The 22,107-nt window shown below is 71.9% G+C and carries 26 protein-coding genes; 14 read left to right on the top strand and 12 right to left on the bottom strand.

Annotation, left to right across the window (positions count from 1 at the left end):
* Nucleotides 1-47: 47 nt before the first annotated feature.
* A complete protein-coding gene (locus tag OG570_RS47830; protein ID WP_326955085.1) occupies nucleotides 48-515 on the bottom strand; it encodes a hypothetical protein in 468 nt (155 codons plus the stop codon).
* Between the two features lie 129 nt (nucleotides 516-644).
* Between OG570_RS47830 and OG570_RS47835 the strand changes: the two genes are divergently transcribed.
* On the top strand, nucleotides 645-1,634 hold the full coding sequence (locus OG570_RS47835; RefSeq protein ID WP_326947320.1) for an aldo/keto reductase family protein: 990 nt from the start codon (nucleotides 645-647) through the stop codon (nucleotides 1,632-1,634).
* Nucleotides 1,635-1,696: 62 nt separating this feature from the next.
* Here the strand turns inward: OG570_RS47835 and OG570_RS47840 are convergent, their stop codons facing one another.
* Genes OG570_RS47840 through OG570_RS47850 form a run of 3 tightly spaced genes read right to left on the bottom strand, consistent with a single transcriptional unit; the run spans nucleotide 1,697 to nucleotide 3,502 of the window.
* Nucleotides 1,697-1,924 carry a hypothetical protein gene (locus OG570_RS47840; protein WP_247062693.1) on the bottom strand — a complete coding sequence of 76 codons (228 nt, stop codon included), beginning with the start codon at nucleotides 1,922-1,924 and terminating at the stop codon, nucleotides 1,697-1,699.
* Nucleotides 1,917-2,756, bottom strand: coding sequence for a phosphoribosylaminoimidazolesuccinocarboxamide synthase (locus OG570_RS47845; RefSeq protein WP_326955086.1), 840 nt, complete (start codon nucleotides 2,754-2,756; stop codon nucleotides 1,917-1,919). The genes OG570_RS47840 and OG570_RS47845 overlap by 8 nt, the downstream gene beginning before the upstream one ends.
* Nucleotides 2,753-3,502 (bottom strand): GntR family transcriptional regulator, encoded by a 750-nt coding sequence (locus OG570_RS47850; protein WP_247062689.1) that lies wholly within the window; start codon nucleotides 3,500-3,502, stop codon nucleotides 2,753-2,755. Before OG570_RS47850 ends, OG570_RS47845 begins: the two co-directional genes overlap by 4 nt.
* A gap of 136 nt (nucleotides 3,503-3,638) precedes the next feature.
* Here OG570_RS47850 and OG570_RS47855 point away from each other — a divergent pair, with 136 nt between their 5' ends.
* A complete protein-coding gene (locus OG570_RS47855) occupies nucleotides 3,639-4,094 on the top strand; it encodes a hypothetical protein (protein WP_326955087.1) in 456 nt (151 codons plus the stop codon).
* Here the strand turns inward: OG570_RS47855 and OG570_RS47860 are convergent.
* Both OG570_RS47860 and OG570_RS47865 read right to left on the bottom strand, forming a co-directional pair.
* Nucleotides 4,091-4,777, bottom strand: a complete 687-nt coding sequence (locus OG570_RS47860) for an IspD/TarI family cytidylyltransferase (protein ID WP_326960365.1) — start codon at nucleotides 4,775-4,777, stop codon at nucleotides 4,091-4,093. The two genes, OG570_RS47855 and OG570_RS47860, sit on opposite strands and share 4 nt — an antisense overlap.
* 20 nt (nucleotides 4,778-4,797) lie before the next feature.
* Nucleotides 4,798-5,346 (bottom strand): dihydrofolate reductase family protein, encoded by a 549-nt coding sequence (locus OG570_RS47865; protein WP_326947317.1) that lies wholly within the window; start codon nucleotides 5,344-5,346, stop codon nucleotides 4,798-4,800.
* A 156-nt stretch (nucleotides 5,347-5,502) separates the two neighbouring features.
* Between OG570_RS47865 and cobT the strand changes: the two genes are divergently transcribed.
* Nucleotides 5,503-6,579, top strand: a complete 1,077-nt coding sequence (cobT, locus tag OG570_RS47870) for a nicotinate-nucleotide--dimethylbenzimidazole phosphoribosyltransferase (protein ID WP_247062686.1) — start codon at nucleotides 5,503-5,505, stop codon at nucleotides 6,577-6,579.
* Between the two features lie 72 nt (nucleotides 6,580-6,651).
* Here cobT and OG570_RS47875 read toward each other — a convergent pair whose 3' ends face one another.
* Nucleotides 6,652-7,755, bottom strand: a complete 1,104-nt coding sequence (locus tag OG570_RS47875; protein WP_326947316.1) for a branched-chain amino acid aminotransferase — start codon at nucleotides 7,753-7,755, stop codon at nucleotides 6,652-6,654.
* A gap of 118 nt (nucleotides 7,756-7,873) precedes the next feature.
* Here OG570_RS47875 and OG570_RS47880 point away from each other — a divergent pair, with 118 nt between their 5' ends.
* Nucleotides 7,874-8,179 carry a hypothetical protein gene (locus OG570_RS47880; protein ID WP_326955088.1) on the top strand — a complete coding sequence of 102 codons (306 nt, stop codon included), beginning with the start codon at nucleotides 7,874-7,876 and terminating at the stop codon, nucleotides 8,177-8,179.
* On the opposite strand, the gene OG570_RS47885 is transcribed toward OG570_RS47880, so the two are convergent.
* Both OG570_RS47885 and OG570_RS47890 read right to left on the bottom strand, forming a co-directional pair.
* On the bottom strand, nucleotides 8,136-8,810 hold the full coding sequence (locus OG570_RS47885) for a DUF402 domain-containing protein (protein ID WP_326955089.1): 675 nt from the start codon (nucleotides 8,808-8,810) through the stop codon (nucleotides 8,136-8,138). The two genes, OG570_RS47880 and OG570_RS47885, sit on opposite strands and share 44 nt — an antisense overlap.
* Nucleotides 8,803-9,651 (bottom strand): hypothetical protein, encoded by an 849-nt coding sequence (locus OG570_RS47890; RefSeq protein WP_326955090.1) that lies wholly within the window; start codon nucleotides 9,649-9,651, stop codon nucleotides 8,803-8,805. Before OG570_RS47890 ends, OG570_RS47885 begins: the two co-directional genes overlap by 8 nt.
* Before the next feature lie 109 nt (nucleotides 9,652-9,760).
* On the opposite strand from OG570_RS47890, the gene OG570_RS47895 reads away from it, so the two are divergent.
* The 3 genes from OG570_RS47895 to OG570_RS47905 are packed head-to-tail and all read left to right on the top strand — an operon-like array spanning nucleotide 9,761 to nucleotide 12,687.
* A complete protein-coding gene (locus tag OG570_RS47895) occupies nucleotides 9,761-11,260 on the top strand; it encodes a leucyl aminopeptidase (protein WP_326955091.1) in 1,500 nt (499 codons plus the stop codon).
* The gene (locus OG570_RS47900) at nucleotides 11,261-12,238 is read left to right on the top strand and encodes an SMI1/KNR4 family protein (RefSeq protein WP_326955092.1); all 978 of its coding nucleotides are present in this window, start codon (nucleotides 11,261-11,263) and stop codon (nucleotides 12,236-12,238) included.
* Nucleotides 12,235-12,687 carry a GNAT family N-acetyltransferase gene (locus tag OG570_RS47905; protein ID WP_326955093.1) on the top strand — a complete coding sequence of 151 codons (453 nt, stop codon included), beginning with the start codon at nucleotides 12,235-12,237 and terminating at the stop codon, nucleotides 12,685-12,687. Before OG570_RS47900 ends, OG570_RS47905 begins: the two co-directional genes overlap by 4 nt.
* A gap of 67 nt (nucleotides 12,688-12,754) precedes the next feature.
* On the opposite strand, the gene OG570_RS47910 is transcribed toward OG570_RS47905, so the two are convergent.
* A complete protein-coding gene (locus OG570_RS47910) occupies nucleotides 12,755-13,099 on the bottom strand; it encodes an oxidoreductase (RefSeq protein ID WP_326947309.1) in 345 nt (114 codons plus the stop codon).
* 181 nt (nucleotides 13,100-13,280) lie between these two features.
* On the opposite strand from OG570_RS47910, the gene lpdA reads away from it, so the two are divergent.
* The 5 genes from lpdA (at nucleotide 13,281) to lipB (ending at nucleotide 18,823) form a co-directional block, all read left to right on the top strand.
* Complete coding sequence (gene lpdA, locus OG570_RS47915) at nucleotides 13,281-14,654, top strand: dihydrolipoyl dehydrogenase (RefSeq protein WP_247062673.1); 1,374 nt, start codon at nucleotides 13,281-13,283, stop codon at nucleotides 14,652-14,654.
* Between the two features lie 56 nt (nucleotides 14,655-14,710).
* On the top strand, nucleotides 14,711-16,486 hold the full coding sequence (gene sucB / locus OG570_RS47920) for a 2-oxoglutarate dehydrogenase, E2 component, dihydrolipoamide succinyltransferase (RefSeq protein WP_326955094.1): 1,776 nt from the start codon (nucleotides 14,711-14,713) through the stop codon (nucleotides 16,484-16,486).
* A 101-nt stretch (nucleotides 16,487-16,587) separates the two neighbouring features.
* A complete protein-coding gene (locus tag OG570_RS47925; RefSeq protein WP_326955095.1) occupies nucleotides 16,588-17,463 on the top strand; it encodes a TIGR01777 family oxidoreductase in 876 nt (291 codons plus the stop codon).
* Nucleotides 17,460-18,083 (top strand): phosphatase PAP2 family protein, encoded by a 624-nt coding sequence (locus OG570_RS47930; RefSeq protein WP_326955096.1) that lies wholly within the window; start codon nucleotides 17,460-17,462, stop codon nucleotides 18,081-18,083. Before OG570_RS47925 ends, OG570_RS47930 begins: the two co-directional genes overlap by 4 nt.
* A complete protein-coding gene (lipB, locus tag OG570_RS47935; RefSeq protein WP_326955097.1) occupies nucleotides 18,080-18,823 on the top strand; it encodes a lipoyl(octanoyl) transferase LipB in 744 nt (247 codons plus the stop codon). Before OG570_RS47930 ends, lipB begins: the two co-directional genes overlap by 4 nt.
* A 66-nt stretch (nucleotides 18,824-18,889) precedes the next feature.
* Here the strand turns inward: lipB and OG570_RS47940 are convergent, their stop codons facing one another.
* Both OG570_RS47940 and OG570_RS47945 read right to left on the bottom strand, forming a co-directional pair.
* A complete protein-coding gene (locus OG570_RS47940; RefSeq protein WP_326955098.1) occupies nucleotides 18,890-19,825 on the bottom strand; it encodes an LLM class F420-dependent oxidoreductase in 936 nt (311 codons plus the stop codon).
* 5 nt (nucleotides 19,826-19,830) lie between these two features.
* On the bottom strand, nucleotides 19,831-20,451 hold the full coding sequence (locus OG570_RS47945) for a TetR/AcrR family transcriptional regulator (protein ID WP_326947303.1): 621 nt from the start codon (nucleotides 20,449-20,451) through the stop codon (nucleotides 19,831-19,833).
* Nucleotides 20,452-20,582: 131 nt separating this feature from the next.
* Between OG570_RS47945 and OG570_RS47950 the strand changes: the two genes are divergently transcribed.
* Both OG570_RS47950 and OG570_RS47955 read left to right on the top strand, forming a co-directional pair.
* A complete protein-coding gene (locus OG570_RS47950; RefSeq protein ID WP_326947302.1) occupies nucleotides 20,583-21,107 on the top strand; it encodes a hypothetical protein in 525 nt (174 codons plus the stop codon).
* Between the two features lie 18 nt (nucleotides 21,108-21,125).
* The gene (locus OG570_RS47955; protein ID WP_326955099.1) at nucleotides 21,126-22,076 is read left to right on the top strand and encodes an oxidoreductase; all 951 of its coding nucleotides are present in this window, start codon (nucleotides 21,126-21,128) and stop codon (nucleotides 22,074-22,076) included.
* Nucleotides 22,077-22,107: the final 31 nt, after the last annotated feature.

A 22,107-nucleotide genomic window follows, 5' to 3' on the forward strand; every position in this document is an offset into this window, starting at 1 on the left:
GCCGGGTGAGACACGTCTCACCCGGCTTTTCGCTGTTCTGGGAGCGGTCAGCCGACCTCGACCGCCGCTCGGGCCACGAACTCATCGGCCTTCCCGACCGAGGCGGCAGCGAGTTCGTCGACCTGGCCGGTGTCCGCCGCCTCCCGGATCCGCCGCACCGCCGCCAAGGCCTGCTCGGCCATCTCGACGATTCCCGGCTCACCCGCGACCATCTTGACCCGCCACAAGGCGTGTCTCACCACGGTGATCCGACGGTAGTAGTCAGCGACCGCGGCAGCCATCCGCTCGCTACCGGTGGCGTCCCGTTCGCGATGCCACCTCTCCAAGCAGGCCCAGCGGCAATCGCTCAGCGATTCGAGGAACGCGACGTAGGCCGAGAGCCGGTCGGCCCGGACCTGCCCTCGATGAGCGAATTCCTCCGCCCGCGTGGCCGCGCGCCTGCCGAAGAACTGGGTGGTGAGTACGCCACTGAGCGTGCCCAGCACTGCGATAAGTGCGGTCCAAAAGCTCGACATCGCTGTCTCCTGATTCCCGTCGGCCACATTGGGAGGCCTATCGTCCCGGCGACCGGGCACGTCGGTCGCCGGGGCTGGAGTTGCTCCAGGTCGTTAGCAAAGCAAACGATTACCGCCTAGGCTGCAGTCATGGAGTTTCGTCGTCTCGGCCGCAGCGGCCTCAACGTCAGTGAGATCTCGTACGGGAACTGGCTCACCCACGGTTCCCAGGTCGAGGAAGACCAGGCTCACGCCTGCATCAAAGCCGCGCTCGACGCCGGCATCACCACCTTCGACACCGCCGACGTCTACGCGAACACCGCCGCGGAGTCGGTGCTCGGGCGCGGCCTGAAGGGGCAGCGGCGGGAGAGCCTGGAGATCTTCACCAAGGTCTTCTGGCCGACCGGTCCCAAGGGGCCCAACGACAAGGGCCTGTCCCGCAAGCACATCCTCGAGTCGGCGAACGCCTCGCTCGACAGGCTCGGCACCGACTACCTCGACCTCTACCAGGCGCACCGGTTCGACCGGAGCGTGCCGCTCGAAGAGACCATGCTCGCCTTCGCCGATCTCGTCCGCCAGGGCAAGGTGCTCTACGTCGGCGTCTCGGAGTGGACCGGCGAGCAGATCAGCCGGGGCGCGGCGCTGGCCCGTGAGCTGAAGATCCCGTTCGTGTCGAACCAGCCGCAGTACAACATGCTCTGGCGCGTCATCGAGGACCAGGTCATCCCCGCCTCCGAGCGCGAGGGGCTCAGCCAGATCGTCTGGTCGCCGATCGCGCAGGGCGTGCTGACCGGCAAGTACAAGCCGGGCGCGGCGTTCCCCGAGGGCTCGCGCGCCACCGACGAGAAGGGCGGCGCCAACATGGTCCGCCGCTTCCTCGACGACGAGGTCCTCAAGCGCGTCGCCGAGCTGGAGCCCCTCGCCAAGCAGGCGGGCCTGTCGATGGCGCAGCTGGCCGTCGCGTGGGTGCTGCAGAACCCGAACGTCGCGTCGGCGATCATCGGCGCCTCGCGGCCGGAGCAGGTCGTGGACAACGTCCAGGCCGCGGGCAAGAAGCTCGACGCCGACCTGCTCACCGCCATCGACGACGTCCTCGGCGACGTCGTGGAGCGCGACGCGAGCCTCACGAAGAGCCCCTGACGTCGAAAGCCGTGAAGGCCTCCTACCGGCCGTAAGAGCCGGTAAGGAGGCCTTCACGGCTTTCAGTCCTGGTTGATCCGCGCCTGGTAGGGCACGTGGCCGTCCAGGTCGAGGCCGTCCTCCGGGGAGACGCGGGGCTCGACGCCGAACCCGCGCAGCAGGCGGCTCGCCCCGGCCAGCCGGTCGCCGCCGCGGCCCGGGAGCCGCTCCGGCGTGAAACCGCGCTCGGCCAGCAGGCTCTCGACGTCGTCCATCAGCCGGTACGGGTCGTAGCCCCGCGGCTCAACCACGGGGCCAGGTCTTCCCGGTGATCCGCTCGTAGACCTCGGTGTAGCGCTGCCGCGTCTGCTCGACGATGTCCGCCGGGATCTCCGGCCCGGGCGGGGTCTGGTCCCAGCCGGTGCCGCGCGACCAGTCGCGCACGAACTGCTTGTCGAACGCGTGCTGCGGCCGGCCCGGCTCCCACTCGTCGGCGGGCCAGAAACGCGACGAGTCCGACGTCAGGACCTCGTCGCCCAGGGTCAGCGTGCCCTCGGCGTCGAACCCGAACTCCAGCTTGGTGTCGGCGATGATGACGCCCTGCGCGGCGGCGTGTTCGGCGCCCTTCGCGTAGATCTCCAGCGTCAGCTCGCGAAGCCGCTTCGCGGTGTCTTCGCCGATCTCGTTCAGCACCTCGTCGAAGGTCATGAACTCGTCGTGGCCGGTGTCGGAGATCTTCGTCGTCGGCGTGAAGATCGGCTCCGGCAGCTTGTCGCCCTCGACCAGGCCCGGCGGCAGCGAGACGCCGGAGATCTTGCCGTCGCGCTGGTACTCCCGCAGGCCGAGGCCGGCGAGGTAGCCGCGGGCGATGCACTCGACCTGGACCATTTTGAGCGGCTTGCAGCGCATCGCGCGGCCGGCGAACTCGTCCGGGACGTCGGTCGCGGAGACGACGTGGTTCGGGACGACGTCGGACATCCGGTCGAACCACCACGCGGACAGCTGGTTGAGCAGCTTGCCCTTGTCCGGGACCGGCGTCGGGAGCGAGACGTCGTAGACCGAGACGCGGTCGGTGGCGACCAGCAGGAGGTCGCCGTCGAGCTCGTAGAGGTCACGGACCTTGCCCGCGTGGATGTGCTTCATTCGCCGTCCTCAGTCGTGTACTCGTGGAAAACCCAGTGTTCGGGCAGCGCGGCGGACTCACCGTATTCCACGACCGTGCCGTCGGCCGCGAGGAAGGTGCTCCGGCCGAGCAGCACCGGCGACCCGGCCGGCACCGCCAGCTCGGCCGCCTCGTTCTCGTCCGCCCGGCCCGCCGCGTGCCGTTCCTGCGTGACGGTGATCTTCGTGCCGAGCCGCGCGGCCGCGTGGGCCGACGTGCCCTCGACGATCCGCTCCGGCACCAGCAGCGCCGGCGCCCTGGCCGAGAGCGCGCCGTCGAACCACGAGGTCGACGTCGAGAGCGGGCGCGAGTCCGGCCCGTAGGTGGTGCGCCGCCGCCGGATGGCCGGGGCGCCCGCCTCCAGGCCGAGAGCGGCCGCGGCCCGCTCGATCGCCGGTTCGAGGCCGGCCGACCGGATCACGGCGTAGTGGCCCGGCGGGTAGATCTTGCCGGTGCGCGCCGAGGCGACACTGCGGTCGAGTGCGCTGCGGTGCAGGCCGCCGCGGTCGACGACCGTGCCGACGCCGCGCACCGGACGCACGAGACCCTGCGAGCGGAGCGTGGCCAGCACCTTGGTGGCCGTCGCCATCGCGACGGCCCACGTGCGCGCGATCTCGCGGGCGGACGGCACCGCGTCGCCCTCCTGCAACCGGCCGGACAGGATGTCGTCACGGATCCGGCCCGCGATCTGCAGGTACGGCGGCTCAGGACGGTCGAGGGTGGGCAAGGCGGCTCCTCACGAGGACTACGCACAAGTGTTCTAGCACGCCAGGGGGTCTCCCTCAAAGCCCTGCTCAGAACCACCCAGGTGTACTAGTACACGCGCTGGACTGCGCTCTAGTACGCAAGTTACCCTCGAAAGTGTGTCCCCGCCCACATCCCACACCGGATCAGGCGGCCCGGATCTCGAGGAACTGCTCGAGGAACTCCGGCGCCGCAAATGGGTGCTGCACCTGTTCGGCGGCCGCGAGGCGCCGGAGATCTACGCGGCGGTCTTCCAGTGGCAGACCTGCGCGGACGTGGTCGTACTCCGGGACGAGCACCGGGCGAGCGCCTACCGGGTGCCGACGTTCCCGGGCACCGACGTGTTCAGCCCGCGGGTGGTCACGTGGCAATACCACGCCACCCCGGTCTGGACGCTGCGGGCGGCGCTGACCTTGGCGGAGCCGGGCACCCCCGGCGCCCCATTGCAAGCGCTGCGCCCGCAGCCGGGCTGTCACATCCCGATGGAGCTCCGCGCGGACGTGACGATCCGCCCGACCTGGACCGGCTTCGAGGAGGAGAGAGGGGACGACGGCGGACCACCCGCCTGCGCTTAGCGGGCGAGCAGCCGCTCCGCGACCACCAGGTCGTGGGGGTAGGTGATCTTCAGGTTCTCGGGCGCACCGGGGACCCACCGGATCGGCAGGGAGGAGTACCGCTCCATGCAGGACGAAGTGTCCGTTCCCGAGAAGCCCTCACGCTCCGCCTGTTCGTAGGCCTCGAGCAGCGGTCCGGCCCGGAAGCCCTGAGGCGTCTGGACGCGGATCGCGCCGGGCACCTGGGCGACCAGGTGCCCGGCATCCACTTCGACGACGTCGTCCGCGGCCAGGCCCGGCACAGCCCCCCCGTCCTCGCGTGTCCGGGCCAGCACCGCGCCGACCAGGTCGGAGTGGACCAGCGGCCGGGCCGCGTCGTGCAGCAGCACGGCGTCGACCCGGCCGCCTGTTATGCGCGGGGCGAGGTGGCGCAGCGCGTTCAGCTCGGACGCCTGCCGCGTGGGCCCGCCGTGCACGATCTCGACGTCGCCGCCGAAGCCGGCGAGCACCTCGTTCGCGAGCTCCGCGTCCTGCGGGCGGATCACCAGCACCAGCACGCCGACGCCGGGCACCCCGGCGAAGGCGTCGAGGGACCAGGCGACCACCCGCCGCCCGGCCAGCGGCAGGTAGACCTTGTTCAGCTGCGCGCCGACGCGGGTGCCCGCGCCGCTGGCCAGCACCACCGCGGCCGCCGTCTTCTCCACCGTCTCCACGAGCGGCGAGACTACTGGGCGGGCGTGTAGCTCAGGATGATCATGCCGGTGTCGTGCACCTCGGTGCCGTTCAGCGTGAACGTCTTCTGGCCGGTCTCGCGGTAGAGCAGCTGGTCCGGGGTGGCGTTGCCGGAGAGCACCGGGTGCAGCCAGACGCGCAGCTCGTCGAGCAGGCCGTTGTCGAGCAGCAGCCGGGTGACGTCGCCGAAGCCGTACTGCAGGATGTCGCCCGCGGTGCGCTCCTTGAGGGCCCGGATCTCGTCGACGACGTTCTCCGAGATCACCTTCGAGCCGGTCCACTCCGGGTCCTTCAGCGTGGTGGACACAACGTACTTGTCGATGCTGTTCATCCGGTCGGAGACCTCGTCCTTGGGCAGCTGCGGCCACGCCTGCGAGAAGCCGTCGTACGTCTTGCGCCCCATGATCAGCGCGTCGCTGGCGGCCAGCTGCGCCTTCACGGCCGCGTGGGCCTGCTCGCCGAGGTACGTGAAGTGCCAGTTCTGCATGTTCGTGATGTCGCCGTCGAGGGTCATGTACGTGGCGTTGACGATCCGGCCCATGGTGGTGTCTCCCTGTGTTCGTGCTCCCGCTTACGACCACGCGTCGAACGGGGCAGGCCCGGATCGACACGTCTCACGAACTATTTTCGCGGGCCCGGTAGGTTGGGCCGCGGCGGTGCCGGAAAAGACTGCCGCCACAAGAGGAAAGGGCCTGGTGTGGAGCCGGAAGACATCGAGTTCCCCGAGATCACCCCGCCCGACGAGCACGCCCGGTCCGCGGCGATCGCCCTGCACGACAAGCTGGTCAAGCCCGCCGGGTCGCTCGGCAGGCTCGAGGAGCTGGGCGTCTGGATCGCCGCCTGCCAGGGCCAGTCGCCGCCGCGGCCGTTCACCCGGCCCCGGGTCGTCGTCTTCGCCGGGGACCACGGGATCGCCGCCAAGGGCGTCTCGGCCTATCCCGCCGAGGTCACCTCGCAGCTGCTGGGCACGATGCTGACCGGCGGCGCCGTGATCAACGTGCTGGCCGCCGCCGCGGGCGCGAGCGTCCGCGTCGTCGACATGGCCGTGGACGCCGAGGCCCCCGCGACCCGCTCGATCGGCGAGTTCAAGGTCCGCCGCGGCTCCGGCTCGATCGACGTCGAGGACGCGCTGAGCGCCGCCGAGGTCAAGGCCGCGGTGCGCGCCGGGATCACGATCGCCGACGCCGAGGTCGACGGCGGCGCGGACCTGCTCATCCCCGGCGACCTCGGGATCGGCAACAGCACGCCGGCGTCCGTGCTCGTCGCGGCGCTGACCGGCACCGAGCCGGTGGCCGTGGTCGGGCGCGGCTCCGGCATCGACGACGACGCCTGGATGCGCAAGGCCACCGCGGTGCGCGACGCGCTGCGCCGGGCCCGCGTCGTGCTGGCCGACCCGATCGCCCTGCTGCGCACCACCGCGGGCGCCGACATCGCCGCGATGGCCGGGTTCCTGGCCCAGGCCGCCGTCCGGCGGACGCCGGTGGTGCTCGACGGCCTCGTCGCCTGCGCCGCGGCCCTGGTCGCCGAGGACCTCGCCCCGGGCGCCCGCCGCTGGTGGGTCGCCGGGCAGCGGACGGCCGAGCCGGCGCACGGCCTCGCGCTGGAGCACCTGGACCTGGGCCCGCTGCTGGAGCTGGACGTCCGGCTCGGCGAAGGCACCGGCGCGGTGACGGCGTTGCCGCTGCTGTCGATGGCCGCGCGCGTCCTGGCCGAGACGGCCACGCACGAGCAGGCCGGCGTCTCCGGCCCGCTCATCCCCGCCGTCGCCACCTGATCCCTGAAAAAGCCGTGAAGGCCTCCTTACCGGCGCTTATGGCCGGTAAGGAGGCCTTCACGGCTTTAAAGTTCAGCCGAGCGGGACCATCCAGTTGTCCGGGTCGGGGCGGGTGCCCTCCTGGATGCCGGTCAGCTCTTCGCGCAGCTTCATCGTCAGGGTGCCCGGCTGCCCGTCGCCGATCGTGAACTCGCCGTTCGCGTGCTTGACGTGCCCGACCGGGGTGATCACCGCCGCCGTGCCGCAGGCGAACGTCTCCGTCAGCTCCCCCGAGGCCGCCGCCTTCTCCCACTCGTCGGTGGAGATCCGGCGCTCCTCGACCTTGTGGCCGAGCCGCTCCGCGAGCTGCAGCAGCGACTTGCGGGTGACGCCGGGCAGCAGCGAGCCGGTCAGCTCGGGGGTGACGAGCCGGGCGTTCTCGCCGGAGCCGAAGACGAAGAACAGGTTCATCCCGCCCATCTCCTCGACCCAGCGCCGCTCCACCGCGTCGAGCCAGACGACCTGGTCACAGCCCTTTTCGACGGCCTGCGCCTGCGCCACGAACGACGCCGCGTAGTTGCCGGCGCACTTGGCCGCGCCGGTGCCGCCGGGCGCCGCGCGCACGTATTCGGTCGAGAGCCAGACGCTCACCGGCTTGATGCCGCCGGAGAAGTACGACCCGGCCGGGGACGCGATGACGGTGTAGACGTAGTCGGCGGCCGGGCTGTTGACGCCGAGGCCGGTGGACGTCGAGATCATGAACGGCCGCAGGTAGAGCGCGTCACCCTGCCGGGTGGGAACCCAGCGGTTGTCGACGGCGATCAGCTCGCGCAGCGACTCGAGGAACAGCTCCTCGGGCAGCTGCGGCATGGCGAGCCGCTCGGCCGACTGCCGGAAGCGCGCGGCGTTGGCGTCCGGGCGGAACGACGCGATCGCGCCGCTCGGCTGGCGGTAGGCCTTGAGACCCTCGAAGATGGCCTGGCCGTAGTGCAGCACCGACGTCGCCGGATCGAGGGTGAACGGGGCGTAGGGGCCGACTTTGGCGTCGTGCCAGCCTTCGCTCTTGGACCACTTGACCGTCACCATGTGATCGGTGAAGTACAGCCCGAAACCGGGGGCGGTGAGTACCTCCGCGACGCGTTCCTGGCTCGCAGGGCTCGAGTGCGGGACAGAGGTGAACTGCGTCGTGATGGTCATGGCCAGAGAATACCTGTTGGTCGGAAGCGCGTTAGTCGGATGTCCACGTGTTTTCCGACGGCGTTCCCGACCGGCTGGGCGTCCCGCGTCCGCGCCGCGACCACACTAGGATGACGCCGTGACCTTTCACTCCACTGAGCCGGTCCCCCGGTCTGCCCCGGGCACCGGCGCCGGCGTCAAGACGTTCGTCACCGCGGTGCTGCTGACCTTCGGCGTCGGCCTGCTCGGCATGGTCGGCTGGGCCGTGCTCAGCAGCGGCTTCGGCGGCTTCCTCGGCCTGGTCGCCGGGGTCTTCGGCGTCGTCTGGTGGCGCAGCATCCACGACAAGACGGTGTTCCCGCAGGTGATCCCGACGAAGTCCGTCGTGATCCTCGCGGTCGTCAACGCCGTGCTGGCGCTGGTCCTGATCCTGACGGCGGGCTGAGCTCCGCCAGCAGCCCCGCGGGCAGCTCCGGCGCCGGCCAGTCCGGGTCCGGGCGGAAGTCGGTGTCCGTCCCGTCGAACGGGTAGGCGCCGCGCGCGGCCAGCGCGCCGATCCGCTCGCCTTCGGCACGCAGCCGGTCGAGCTGCTCCTGGGTCAGCCGGCCGGCGTCGATCGCCACCTCGGCCTCGTCCTCGTCGTCCCAGCGCCAGGTGCCGTCCCGGTCGACGACGACGTCCAGCACGCCGTCGACCCGGTCCACCGCGCCCGGGCCGCGGCCGAGCGGCACCTCGAGGTTGACGTACCAGTTCGTGAACCGGCCCGCGGCGTCGAAGAACCACCACACCGACGACCATTCGTCGTCGGCGATCCGGCGCAGCGTGGACGTGCGGTGCCAGAAGTCCGGGACGGCGACGCGCGGGATGCGGAACCGCTGCTCCAGGGGCGCGTCCGCCATGTGCCGGCCGTCGACGAGCCGGCTGCCGACGATCGGCGTGCCGGCCGGGATCCAGCCGAGCAGGACGCGGCCGTCGTCTTCGAGGACGCGCAGCGGATGGACCTGGCCGATCGAGCCGTCCGGCCGGTGGAACCGTTCGAGCACGGTCTGCCCGGGCCGCCAGCGTCGATCACTCACGCGACCCACTGTACCGGCGGGCGCGCACACCGAGTAGCAGTGCGATCACGGTCGCCAGCCCGGCGGCGACGAGCACCGGGAGCACGGGCAGGAAGTACGCGGCCACCGCGGCGACGGCCAGGCCCGCGAGGCCGGGCACGCCGGCCCGGGTCCGGACCTCCGCGCCCGCGGCGAGCGCCGGCACCACGGTCGCGACCACGGCGAACGCGGTGAGCAGCGGCTGCAGCGAGTCCGCGTCGGCGGCGGACAGCAGATCGCGCAACGACGTCAGCGACAGCCCGAGCCGGACCGCGCCGAGCTGGTACAGCGCGGCGAAGGCGGCCAGCACCGCGACCGCGCCGAGCAGCAGGACCCGGAGCCCGGCGTTGTCCCGGCCCGCCGGCCGCAGGAACGGCAGCGTGAGCACGGCCGCGACGAGCACCCCGGCGAAGTTCGGCGGCTGCATGCCGCCACCGACGGTCGACACCGGCGGCACGGCCACGCAGAGCGCCACCAGGACCAGACCGGCCACCAGGAGCACCCCGCCCGCGGCCCGTGCGACGAACGTAGGGATCTTGAGCCCGGCGAACCCCGCTCCGGCGACCACCACGACGAACACCGCCGCGGCGAGTTCCCGGTGCGCGGGGAAGACGTACGCGCCGAACGCGATCGCGTAGACCGCGATCTCGGCCAGCCGCGCGACGGCCACGACGACCCGGTCCACCAGGGCATCACCCGGTTCCGGCACCCGCGCCGTCCCGGCCGCGGCCACCGCCGCGAGCACCAGCCCGGCCAGCAGCCACCAGCCCGCGCCCGCCGCCCCGGCCGCCAGCGCGACCAGCAGCCCACCGCCCAGCCGCACGCCGCCCTCCCTCTCCCTCTGTTCACCCGTGCACCGCTTGTCATTAGCATGGCTCACGATCCCGACCGGGCCGGTGCCCGGTGCCACGTGAACGCGCGAGGAGCCAGAAGTGACCGTGCCCAAGCTCGCCCTGTCCGACAACACCGGGGAGGCACTGGCCAAGACGCGCGCCGACGTGGTCGTCATCGGCACCGTGGCCGGCGAGGACGGGCCCGTGCTCGCCGCGGGTGCTGAGGCCGTGGACGCCGCCTTCGACGGCCGGCTCGCCGGCCTGCTCGCCACGCTCGGCGCGAGCGGCAAGGCCGAAGAGGTCGTCAAGGTGCCGACGCTGGGCAAGCTGTCCGCCGGTGTCGTCCTGGCCGTCGGCCTCGGCAAGGCGGGCGCCGGCGTCACCCCCGAGCAGGTCCGCCGCGCCGCCGGTGCCGCCGGCCGCGCGCTGGCCGGCACCGACCGCGCGTTCGTCACGCTGTCGGCGCTCGACCTGCAGGCCGCCGTCGAGGGCACGATCCTCGGCTCGTACGTCTTCACCGCCTACCGCTCCGAGAAGGGCGACGCGCCGGTCGCGAAGCTCGACTTCGCGAGCCCCGCGGAGGGGACGGCCCGCGACCACAAGGCGACGCTGAAGGCGTCCGCCAGCATCGCCGAGGCCGTGCTGACCGCCCGCGACCTGATCAACACCCCGCCGAACGACCTGTACCCGGCGTCCTTCGCCGAGCGCGCCAAGAAGCTCGCCGAGGACAACGGCCTCGAGTTCGAGGTGCTCGACGAGAAGGCCCTCAAGCGCAAGGGTTTCGGCGGCATCCTCGGCGTCGGCGGCGGCTCCTCGCGCCAGCCGCGGCTCGTCCGCCTCGCCTACAAGCCGGCCAAGGCCGTCAAGAAGGTCGCGCTGGTCGGCAAGGGCATCACGTTCGACTCGGGCGGCATCTCGCTCAAGCCCGCCGCCAACATGGACCACATGACCTCCGACATGTCCGGCGCCGCCGGCGTGCTCGCGTCGGTCGTCCTGGCCGCGAAGCTCAAGTACCCGCTCGAGGTCGTCGCGCACATCCCGCTGGCGGAGAACCTGCCGTCCGGGACGTCGTATCGCCCGGGTGACGTCCTCACCATGTACGGCGGCAAGACCGTCGAGGTGCTCAACACCGACGCCGAGGGCCGGCTCGTGCTGGTCGACGCCATGGTGCGCGCCGCCGAGGAGAACCCGGACTACCTGATCGAGACCTCGACGCTGACCGGCGCCCAGGTCGTCGCGCTCGGCAACCGCACCGCCGGCGTGATGGGCTCGGAGGACTTCCGCGACCGCGTCGCCGCGATCATGCAGGCCACCGGCGAGAACGGCTGGGCGATGCCGCTGCCCGAGGAGCTGCGCGCCGACCTCGACTCGCGGCTGGCCGACCTGGCCAACGTCACCGGGCACCGCTGGGGCGGCATGCTCGCGGCCGGGATCTTCCTGCGCGAGTTCGTCGCCGACGGCCTCGACTGGGTGCACATCGACATCGCCGGCCCGTCGTTCAACACCGCCGGCCCGTGGGGCTACACCGGCAAGGGCGGCACCGGGGTGCCGGTCCGCTCGATCGCCGCGGTGCTGGCGGACATCGCCGCCAACGGCTGAGTGGATCCGGGCGAGTACCTCGAAGCGGCGGTCAGGGACGTCCTGACCGCCGCTTCGTCCACTGTGGACAACCAGGTCGGGTACGCCGCGCTGCTGCTGGCCACCGCCGGCGCCCTCGGCGAGGCCGACCGGCTGGTCACCCAGTGGCAGGCCAGTACCGAACGGCCGGTGAGCGCGCTCGCGAGCGACCCGATCCGGGCCCGCGCCTGGGAAATGCTCTTCGAGGCCCGCGGCGGTCGTCCGTCGTGGGCCGAAGGCCTGCCGCCGCTCGATCCCGACGCCGAAGAGCGCGCGCACACGGCCACCCTGCGCCGCCCGGTCTCCGACCTCGACGGCGTCCTCCCGCCCGGGGCGATCGCCGAAGTGATCAAGCACGTCGCGCCGTCCCGGCCGGACAAGGCCCGGACCGCGCTCGCCGACGGTGACCTCGCCCGCTGGGCCGAGCTGACCGGGCCGCGTCCCGACGTCGCGACGCTGGCCGCGACGCGCGCGCTGGCCCCGGCCCTGGTGGCCGGCGCGGACCCGCTCGGCCTGGGCGACTGGGCCGAGGCGTGCGCGGGCGCGCTGGTCGCAGCGCTGAACGAGCGGTACCCGCCCGACCTGGGCACTTGGCCGGAGCTGATCGCGGCGATCCTGCGCCTGCGCGGCAGTACCGTCGCTGCTGCCTCCGCGCCGCCGCCGGCGTCGGCCGCGGCGATCCGCTCGGCGGAACAGCGCCTCGGCGTGGAGCTGCCCGAAGACCACCGCGCGTTCCTGCGCACCTGCGACGGGCTGCCCGCCGACGTCGTCTTCCCGCGCCTGCTCGGCACGGCGGACCTGCGCGCCGAGAACGGCGTGGTGCTGCTGGCCGACCCGGCCGTCCTGCTGCTGTCGGCGTCGCACGTGGTGGAGGTCGACCCGGTGCTCGGGACGACCGTGCACCCGTCGTTCCGCTCGGTGCTCGAACGGCACGCCACCCTGTTAGCGTCGGCGCGGTGACCACCCTCACCGTGGAGAAGATCACTCCCGACAACGTCGCGGCCACGTGCCAGCTGGCGGTCGAAGAGCACCAGAAGGACTTCGTCGCGCCGGTCGCCGTCTCGCTGGCCGAGGCCTACACCCGGCCGGAGGTCGCCTGGCCGCGGCTGATCCGCGCCGACGGCGAGCCGGCCGCCTTCGTGATGGGCGCGTTCGACCCGGACGCGGAGCTGGACTTCTTCCGCTGCGGCATCTGGCGGCTCAACGTCGGGGCCGGGGTCCAGGGGCGCGGCTACGGCCGGTTCGCCGTGGAAGCCGTCCTCGACGAAGCCCGGCGGCGCGGTGAGAAAGCCGCGACGGTGCTGTGGCTCCCGGCCGAAGGCGGCCCGGAGGACTTCTACCTGCGGCTGGGCTTCCGCCGCACCGGCCAGACCTTCAACGGCGAGATCGTCGGCCGCATCGAGCTGTAGGTCTGCCGCGGCTCGTCGTGAGTGGCAATGAGGGTTCTAACCCGCATTACCACTCACGACGGGTGCGCTAGGCCTGGCCGCGCTTCTTGCGTTCGGTGTACTCGCGCATCCGCTTCGGGTAGCCGATCCGCGCGACCTCGTAGACCGGGATCGAGCGGCGCTGGCCGAAGTTCTGCGCGGCGTCGAGGCTGCTGATCCGGCGCCGGGTCCACTCGCCGTCGTGAGCGACCAACACCACTGTGGTCTCGGTGACGTTCGTCTTCGGCTCGACGAACGCCTCCACCCCGCGCCGCGAGGCCGCCCACTCTTCGAGGTGCCGGGTGTCCTCGGTGTTGGCTTTCCGCAGCGTGCCGGCCTTCTGACCACCCTTGCCGCGCCTGCGCAGCGAGTCGAAGAGCCCCACCGCGACCACCTCTCCTCCGGGTACTTTGCCTGTTCATTATCCCGGACCGCGCGTGTGGTCGGCGTCGCACACCCGGCTAGGTCGCAGCCCCGTCCGGCGTAGTGACAAGATGGCGGTGTCGCGCGCGCGGTTATACCGGGCAGGGGCGACAACAGAGCACCACCCCACTGCTTGCCGAGGAGCTATTGAAGTGACCGACACCTCCGCCGACCTCGTGATCCTGGGAGGCGGATCGGGCGGCTACGCCGCGGCGTTCCGCGCGGCCGAGCTGGGCCTTTCCGTCACGTTGATCGAGAAGGACAAGCTCGGCGGGACCTGCCTCCACCGGGGCTGCATCCCGACCAAGGCACTGCTGCACGCCGCCGAGGTCGCCGACGAAACCCGCGAAGCCGGGTCCGTCGGCGTCAAGGCCGTCTTCGAGGGCATCGACATCGCCGGGGTCAACAAGTACAAGGACGGGATCGTCTCCCGCCTGTACAAGGGCCTGCAGGGCCTGGCCAAGGCGCACAAGGTTAACCTCGTCGAGGGCAGCGGCACGTTCGTCGGCGGCACGACCGTCGAGGTGGACGGCACCCGCTACACCGGCAAGAACGTCATCCTCGCCACCGGTTCCTACTCGCGCACGCTGCCCGGGCTCGAGCTGGGCGGCCGCGTCATCGCCAGCGAGCAGGCCCTCGCCCTGGACTACGTCCCCAAGAAGGTCGTCGTCCTGGGCGGCGGCGTGATCGGTGTCGAGTTCGCCAGCGTCTGGGCCTCCTTCGGCGTCGACGTCACCATCGTCGAGGCGCTGCCCCGGCTGGTCCCGAACGAGGACGAGTTCGCCTCCAAGCAGCTCGAGCGGGCCTTCCGCCGCCGCAAGATCGCCTTCAAGACCGGCGTGCGGTTCACCGGCGCGAAGCAGGACGACAACGGCGTGAGCGTCTCGCTGGAGTCCGGCGAGACCCTCGAGGCCGACCTGCTCCTGGTCGCCGTCGGCCGCGGCCCGAACTCGGCCGGCCACGGTTACGAGGAGGCCGGCGTCAAGATCGAGCGCGGCTTCGTCCTCACCGACGACCGGCTGCGCACCAACCTGCCGAACGTCTACGCCGTCGGCGACATCGTCCCGGGTCTGCAGCTCGCGCACCGCGGCTTCCAGCAGGGCATCTTCGTCGCCGAGGAGATCGCCGGGCTCGCCCCGCGCGAGATCGACGAGAGCGGCATCCCGCGGGTCACCTACTCGCACCCGGAGGTCGCTTCGGTCGGGCTGACCGAGTCGCAGGCCAAGGAGAAGTACGGTTCGGACGTCACCACGTTCACCTACGACCTCGGCGGCAACGGCAAGAGCCAGATCCTCAAGACCTCCGGCGGGGTCAAGCTGGTCAAGGCGCCGGACGGCCCGGTCGTGGGTGTACACATGGTGGGTGACCGCGTCGGCGAGCTCATCGGCGAAGCGCAGCTGATCTACAGCTGGGAGGCTTTCCCCGAGGACGTCGCCCCGCTCATCCACGCCCACCCCACCCAGACCGAGGCCCTCGGTGAAGCGTTCCTTGCCTTGGCCGGCAAGCCGCTGCACGTGCACAGCTGACGTCTCACCAGCAGAATCCAGACCACGCAGAATCTTGAAAGAGGAGTCAGCGAACGATGGCCTACTCCGTCACATTGCCGGAGCTCGGGGAGAGCGTCACCGAAGGCACCGTCACCCGGTGGCTCAAGCAGGAAGGTGACACCGTCGAGGTCGACGAGCCGTTGCTCGAGATCTCGACCGACAAGGTCGACACCGAGGTGCCCTCCCCGGTGGCGGGCACGGTCGTGAAGATCAGTGCCCAGGAGGACGAGACCGTCGAGGTCGGCGGCGAGCTCGCCGTCATCGACGACGGTTCCGGCGGCGCGCCCGAGTCTTCCGCCCCCGCGCAGGAAGAGCAGAAGTCCGAGCCGGAACCCGAGCCCGAGTCCGCCCCTGAGCCGCAGGCCCGGGAAAGCGCACAGGACAGCGCCCCGAGCAAGCCGGACACCGCGCCGGCCGCCGACGGCGAAGGCACCGAGGTGAAGCTGCCCGAGCTGGGCGAGAGCGTCACCGAGGGCACCGTCACGCGCTGGCTGAAGCAGGTCGGCGACTCGGTCGACGTCGACGAGCCGCTGCTCGAGATCTCCACCGACAAGGTGGACACCGAGGTGCCGTCGCCGGTCGCCGGCACGGTGCTGGAGATCCGCGCTGGCGAGGACGAGACCGTCGAGGTCGGCGGCGTCCTGGCCGTGATCGGCGCCGCGGGTGCCGCGCCGAAGGCGGAGTCCAAGCCGGAGCCGGTCCAGGAGTCCAAGCCGGAACCGAAGCCCGAGCCGAAGCCGGAGCCCAAGCCCGAGCCGGTCCAGGAGAGCAAGCCGGAACCGAAGCCCGAGCCGAAGGCCGAGCCCGCTCCCGCCGCGGCGAAGGAAAGCTCGGCGGACGGCCCGTACGTCACGCCGCTGGTGCGCAAGCTGGCGTCGGAGCACGGCATCGACCTGTCGAGCCTGACCGGCAGCGGTGTCGGCGGCCGGATCCGCAAGCAGGACGTCCTGGCCGCGGCCGAGGAGAAGCAGAAGGCCGCGGCCGCTCCGGCCCCGGCCGCCGCCGCTCCGGCCGCGTCGGCTCCCGCGGCGCCGGCCCCGGCCGCTCCGCGTGCGACGTCCACCGCGGTCTCCCCGGAGGTCCAGGCGCTGCGCGGCACCGTGCAGAAGGCCAGCCGGATCCGGCAGATCACGGCCACCAAGACCCGCGAGTCGCTGCAGATCGCCGCGCAGCTCACGCAGGTCCAGGAAGTGGACGTGACCAAGATCGCCAAGCTGCGTCAGCGGGCGAAGGGTGCCTTCAAGGAGCGTGAGGGCGTCAACCTGACGTTCCTGCCGTTCTTCGCGAAGGCGACCGTCGAGGCGCTCAAGCAGCACGCGAACGTCAACGCGTCCTACAACGAGGACACGAAGGAGATCACCTACCACGGCGCCGTGCACCTGGGCATCGCGGTGGACACCGAGCGCGGCCTGCTCTCGGTCGTGATCCACGACGCCGGTGAGCTGAGCCTGGCCGGTATCGCGCACCGCATCGCCGACCTGGCGGGCCGGGCGCGGGCCAACCAGATCAAGCCCGACGAGCTGTCCGGTGGCACGTTCTCCATCACCAACATCGGCAGCGTCGGCGCCCTGTTCGACACGCCGATCATCGTGCAGCCGCAGTCGGGCATCCTCGGCACCGGCGCGGTCGTCAAGCGCCCGATCGTCGCCACGGACGCCGACGGCAACGACACCATCGCCATCCGCTCGATGGCGTACCTCCCGCTGACCTACGACCACCGCCTGGTGGACGGAGCCGACGCGGGCCGCTTCCTGATGACGATCAAGCAGCGTCTGGAAGAGGGCAACTTCGAGGACGAGCTCGGTCTCTGACTCAAGCAGGACGAAGGCCGCCACGGAACTCCCGTGGCGGCCTTCGCCATTTCCGCGGGACCCGGAGTGCGGGGCGGACCCCGATGGGCCACGATCGACCCATGCGAGTACTCATCGCCGGAGCGAGCGGCTTGATCGGGTCGGCGCTGGGCGACCGCCTGCGGCGCGACGGCCACGACGTCCGCACGCTGGTGCGGCGCGAAACCCGGGCGGCGGGCGAACACCGCTGGGACCCGCCCGCCGGCACCATCACCGACGGTGCCTTCGAGGGTGTCGACGCCGTCGTGAACCTGGGTGGCAAGCCGCTGTTTCCCGGCCGCTGGAGCGCGATGCGCAAGCAGCAGCTGACCGACAGCCGCGTCGAACCGACCGAGGTGCTCGCCGAAGCCGTCGCCGAACACGGCGTCGGCGTGCTGGTCAACGCCTCCGCCGTGGGGTACTACGGCAACCCCGGACCATCCACTGTGGACGAGAACTCGCCGCGGGGGCAAGGGTTCCTGGCCGAGCTGTGCGCGGAGTGGGAAGCCGCGACGGCGGCGGCGCGTGACGCGCGGGTCGTCCACATCCGGACCGGGCTGGTGCTGTCGGCCAGGGGCGGGCTCTACGGCACGCTGCGGCCGCTCTTCCGGTTCGGCCTGGGCGCGCGTCTCGGCGACGGCCGCCAGTACATGCCGTGGATCGCCCTCGACGACGAGGTCGGCGCGATCGTCCACGCCCTCACGCACGATTCGCTGTCCGGCCCGGTGAACCTGACCGGGCCCGCGCCGGTGACCAACGCCGAGTTCACCCGCGCGGTCGGCCGCACGCTGCACCGGCCCGCGCCGTGGTTCGTGCCCGGGTTCGCGCTCAAAGCCGTCCTCGGCCAGGCCGGCGAGGAGATGGCCCTGTTCGGGCAACGCGCGCTCCCGGCCGCGTTGGAACGCTCCGGTTACGCGTTCCGGCACCCGACGCTGGACAGCGCGCTCGCCGCCGCATGACCGTTCAGGTCCGGCGCTGGCTCGTCGTCGGCGTGGTGCTGTCGGCCGCGTTCGTCCTGCTCGGGCTGAGCGTCGCGCGGCAGCCGCTCGCCCTCGACGTCGCCGTGGCCGACGCCCTCCACGACGTCTACGCCCAGCCGCTCGGCCGGGTCGCCCAGGCCGGCAGCGACGTCCTCGGCCCGGTGCTCCCGTTCGTCCTCGGCACGGCCCTGGTGGCGCTGGCGCTGCGGCGGCGCGAACACGTCGGCCTGTGCGTCCGGCTGGCGGTCGTGCTGGTGCTCTGCCGGCTGACCAGCCTGGTGTTCAAGCCGATCTTCCTGCGCGAACGGCCGCGCGACTACCCGGACCTGAGCTACCCGAGCGGGCACGTGACGTCGGTGGCGAGCACCGGGTTCGTCCTGCTCCTGCTGTGCGCGTGGCTGTGGCCGCGGCTGGTGAAGCCGGTCGCGGTGGCCGTCGTCGTGGCCACCGTGCTGATCGCCGCCTGCCGGGTCGTGCTGGGTGTGCACTGGGTCACCGACACGATCGGCGCGGTGCTCGCCGTGACCGGTGTCGGGCTGCTCTCAGCGTGCGCCTTGCGCCTGCTTCCGCCGGGTGACGGGCGTAGCCTCGACGGGTGAGTTCTTCCCGGATTTCCTGCCGCGCCAGCACCGAACCCGTCGACGTCCGCGAGCTCGGCACGATCGACTACGCCGAGGCCTGGGAGCTCCAGCGGAGCGCGCTCACCGCGCGGGCCGACGGCACCGCCGGCGACACGATGCTCCTGCTGCAGCACCCGTCGGTGTACACCGCCGGGAAGCGCACCGAGCCCGCCGACCGGCCCACCGACGGCACCCCGGTGATCGACGTCGACCGCGGCGGCAAGATCACCTGGCACGGCCCCGGCCAGCTGGTCGGCTACCCGATCGTGAAGCTCGCCGACCCGATCGACGTCGTGCACTACGTGCGGCGGCTCGAGGAGGCGCTGATCCACGTGTGCGACCAGCTGGGCGTACACACCGGCCGCGTCGAAGGCCGCAGCGGCGTCTGGATCCCGGCCGACGAGCGCGGCATCGAGCGCAAGATCGCCGCGATCGGCATCCGCGTCCAGCGCGGCGTGACGATGCACGGCTTCGAGCTGAACTGCGACGCCGACCTGGCCGCGTTCGACAGCATCGTGCCGTGCGGCATCCGCGACGCGGGCGTGACTTCCCTGTCCTACGAACTACAAAAGGACGTCAGCGTCGAGGCGGTCCTGCCGCTCGCGCGCGACGCCGTCCTCGCGGCCCTCGAAGGCGAGCTGCCGGTGAGCGACGACCGCTGGCTCCCCCGCCCCGAAGCGCCGCAGGCCGCGGGCGTCACCTTCGCCCTGCAGAACTGACCAAGTCCGTGAATGCCACATCGAGGGACATAGCGTCCCTCAATGTGGCATTCACGGACTTCGGGCTCAGTCCAGCTGCGGGGCGACCTCGGCGGCGATGAGGTCGATCTGGTCCAGGTCGGACAGGTCCAGCAGCTGCAGGTAGACGCGGGTGATCCCGGTCTTCTCGCGCCACTGCCCGATCCGGTCGACGACCTCGGCGGGCGAGCCGGCCAGGCCGCTCTCCCGCAGCCCGGCGACGTCGCGCCCGATGGCCGACGCCCGGCGCTCGACCTCGGCGTCGTCGCGGCCGACGCCGATGACCAGCGCCACCGAGCGCAGGATCTCCTTCGGGTCGCGGCCGATCTCCTGCGCCGCCGCCTCGACGCGGGCGAACTGCGCGGCCGCGGACTCCTGGTCGGCGAACGGCAGGTTGAACTCGTCGGCGAAGCGCGCGGCCAGCGCCGGGGTGCGCTTCTTGCCCGAGCCGCCGATGATCACCGGCGGGGCCGGCGACTGGGCCGGCTTCGGCAGCGCCGGCGAGTCGGTCAGCGTGTAGTGGCCGCCCGTGAAGGAGTACGTCTCCCCCGCCGGCGTCTTCCACAGCCCGGTGATGATCTCGAGCTGCTCGGCGTAGCGGTCGAAGCGCTCCTTCAGCGGCGGCAGCGTCAGGCCGTACGCCTCGTGCTCGGCGTCGTACCAGCCGGCACCGAAGCCGAACTCCACCCGCCCACCGGACATCTGGTCGACCTGCGCCACCGAGATGGCCAGCGGCCCGGGGTGGCGGAAGGTCGCCGCGGTGACGAGCGTGCCGAGCCGGATCCGGCTGGTCTCCCGGGCCAGGCCGGCGAGCGTGATCCACGCGTCGGTCGGGCCGGGCAGGCCGTCGGCGTCCCCCATCCTCAGGTAGTGGTCGCTGCGGAAGAAAGCGTCGTAGCCGGCGGCTTCGGTCGCCTTGGCGACGCGCAGCAGGTCGTCGTAGCTGGCCCCTTGCTGGGGCTCGGTGAAGATCCTCAAGTCCACGAAGATCAGCCTATAGACGGAGCGGCCTCTTCGCCGTCGGTGCGCCGCAGGCGGACCAGCATGCGGACGATCACGTCCTCGATCTCGGCGCCGACCTTCTTCGGGTCCGGCGAGCTGGCGATCTCGGTGGCCGCGCTCGACAGCGCGCCGAACAGCAGCCGCGCGGTGACCTCGACGGGCACCGGCTCGACCTCGCCCGCGTCGATCAGCGACTGCAGGCCCGTGCGCACCAGCCCGAAGCTGCACCGTTCCTCGGCCTCGCGCCAGCGCTCCCAGCCCATCACGACCGGCGCCTCGTGGATGGCGATCCGCTGGTAGGCGGGGTCGAGGCAGGCGCGGATGAACGCGTTGAGGCCGCCGAGGGCCCGCTCCCAGGGGGTGCCCTCGCCGTTCATGATCTTGTCCAGGCGGTCGTAGACGAGGCTTTCGACCGAGTCGAACGCGGCTTCGAAGAGGGCCTGCTTGCCGCTGAAGTGGTGGTAGAGCGCGCCCTTCGTCACGCGGGCGCGCTTGGCGATCTCGTCGAGCGAGGTCCCCGCGTACCCGCGCTTGGTGATCAGTTCCACCGCGCTGTCGACCAGCGCCGACCGCGTCGACTCGGAGTAGTCGAGTCGCCTGGACCTCATTGTCGCCACCTTCACAACTTTACGCCCGGAGGACCTCTCCATACCCATGGTATGTTCACCGGGTCAGGTCCGTACCGGGAGTATGCCGCAGACCCGCGGTATGACCCCCGCCACGGAAGGGGAGCCACACCATGAGCTGGACCGACTTCTACCGACGTCAGGAAATCCTCGAAGCCACCGTCCGCCAAGCGGGCCGGAACCCGGGCGCGCCGCTGCCGCTCGACGAGGTCCCCGGAGCCGAGGACCACTTCGGCTGCGAGGAGAACGTCCTCGCCGCCCTGCAGTACAAGTGGACGCAGGTGCTGGCCGGCCGGCTGCGCACCGAGGTCACCGACCCGGACGACGCCGACGGCTTCGGCGACCACGTCGACGCCGTCACCCGCGCCTGGCGCGCCACCGTCGACGAGCACGAGACGCTGCGCGCGGTGCTCGACGGCGGGCTCGAGCGCCACGCGTCGCTGCGCCGCATGCACGACGGCGAGCTGCGGATGCTCGCCGTCACCTCGGGGCTGGCCGACCCGCGTGAGCCGGCCGACGAGATCACCAAGGTGGGCCACACGCTCGAGGCGCTGCTGCGCACGAGCCGTGAGCAGTCCCACTGCCCGCGCCGCCCGATGATGAGCGGCTTGCGGCGCCTGCTCGCGCCAAGCGCGTAACCACGGTTAAGTAAGCGCATGACTGAGCGTTGGGCCGAAGCCGACATCGCCGACCAGACCGGCCGCACCGCGGTGGTCACCGGCGCGAACTCGGGCCTCGGCCTCCGCACGGCCGAGGTGCTCGCGGGCAAGGGGGCCCGCGTGCTCCTCGCGTGCCGCTCCGCCGAACGCGGCGCGAAGGCCCTGGAGCAGGTGCGCGCGGCCGCCTCGGGCGCCGCACCCGAGCTCGTCAAGCTGGACCTGGCCGACCTCGCTTCGGTGCGCGAAGCCGCCGCGTCGGTGCGGGAACGCACCGACGACCGGCTGGACCTGCTGATCAACAACGCCGGGCTGATGATGACGCCACGCGGCAAGACCGCCGACGGCTTCGAGACCCAGTTCGGCACCAACCACCTCGGGCACGCGGCGCTGACCTGGCTGCTGCTGCCCGCGTTGCGCGGCGGCAGCGGCGCCCGCGTCGTCACACTTTCGAGTGTCGCCGCGACCGGCGCGCGCATCGACGTCGCCGACCCGAACTTCGAGCACCGCCGCTACAACCCGGGCGCCGCCTACGGCCAGTCGAAGCTGGCCAATCAGGTGTTCGCGCTCGACCTGAACCGCCGGCTGCGTGCCGCCGGCGACGACGTCCTCAGCGTCGCCGCCCACCCGGGTTACACGTGGACCGGCCTCGGCCAGGGCATGGCCCGCTCCTACCGGAACCCGGTGCTGCGCGCCGTGATCGGCGGCGGCAACCGGCTCGGCGAGATCCTGCTGGCCCAGGGCCCCCGGATGGGCGCGCTCCCCCAGCTGTACGCGGCCACCGCGGACGGCATCGAAGGCGGCGAATACATCGGCCCGCGCGGCGTCGGCGGCCTGCGGGGTCACCCCGTGAAGGTGAACCCGCTGACGCCCGCGCGCAGCGAGGCGCTGGGGGCCGCGTTGTGGGACCTCACCGCGAAGTTGACCGGCGTCACGCCCGACCCCGCGTAGGCGGAACGGCCTGTGCGGCGGGCGTAGGCTT

Origin of the sequence: Amycolatopsis sp. NBC_01286 (genome assembly GCF_035982555.1) — a bacterium.
Classification (GTDB): domain Bacteria; phylum Actinomycetota; class Actinomycetes; order Mycobacteriales; family Pseudonocardiaceae; genus Amycolatopsis.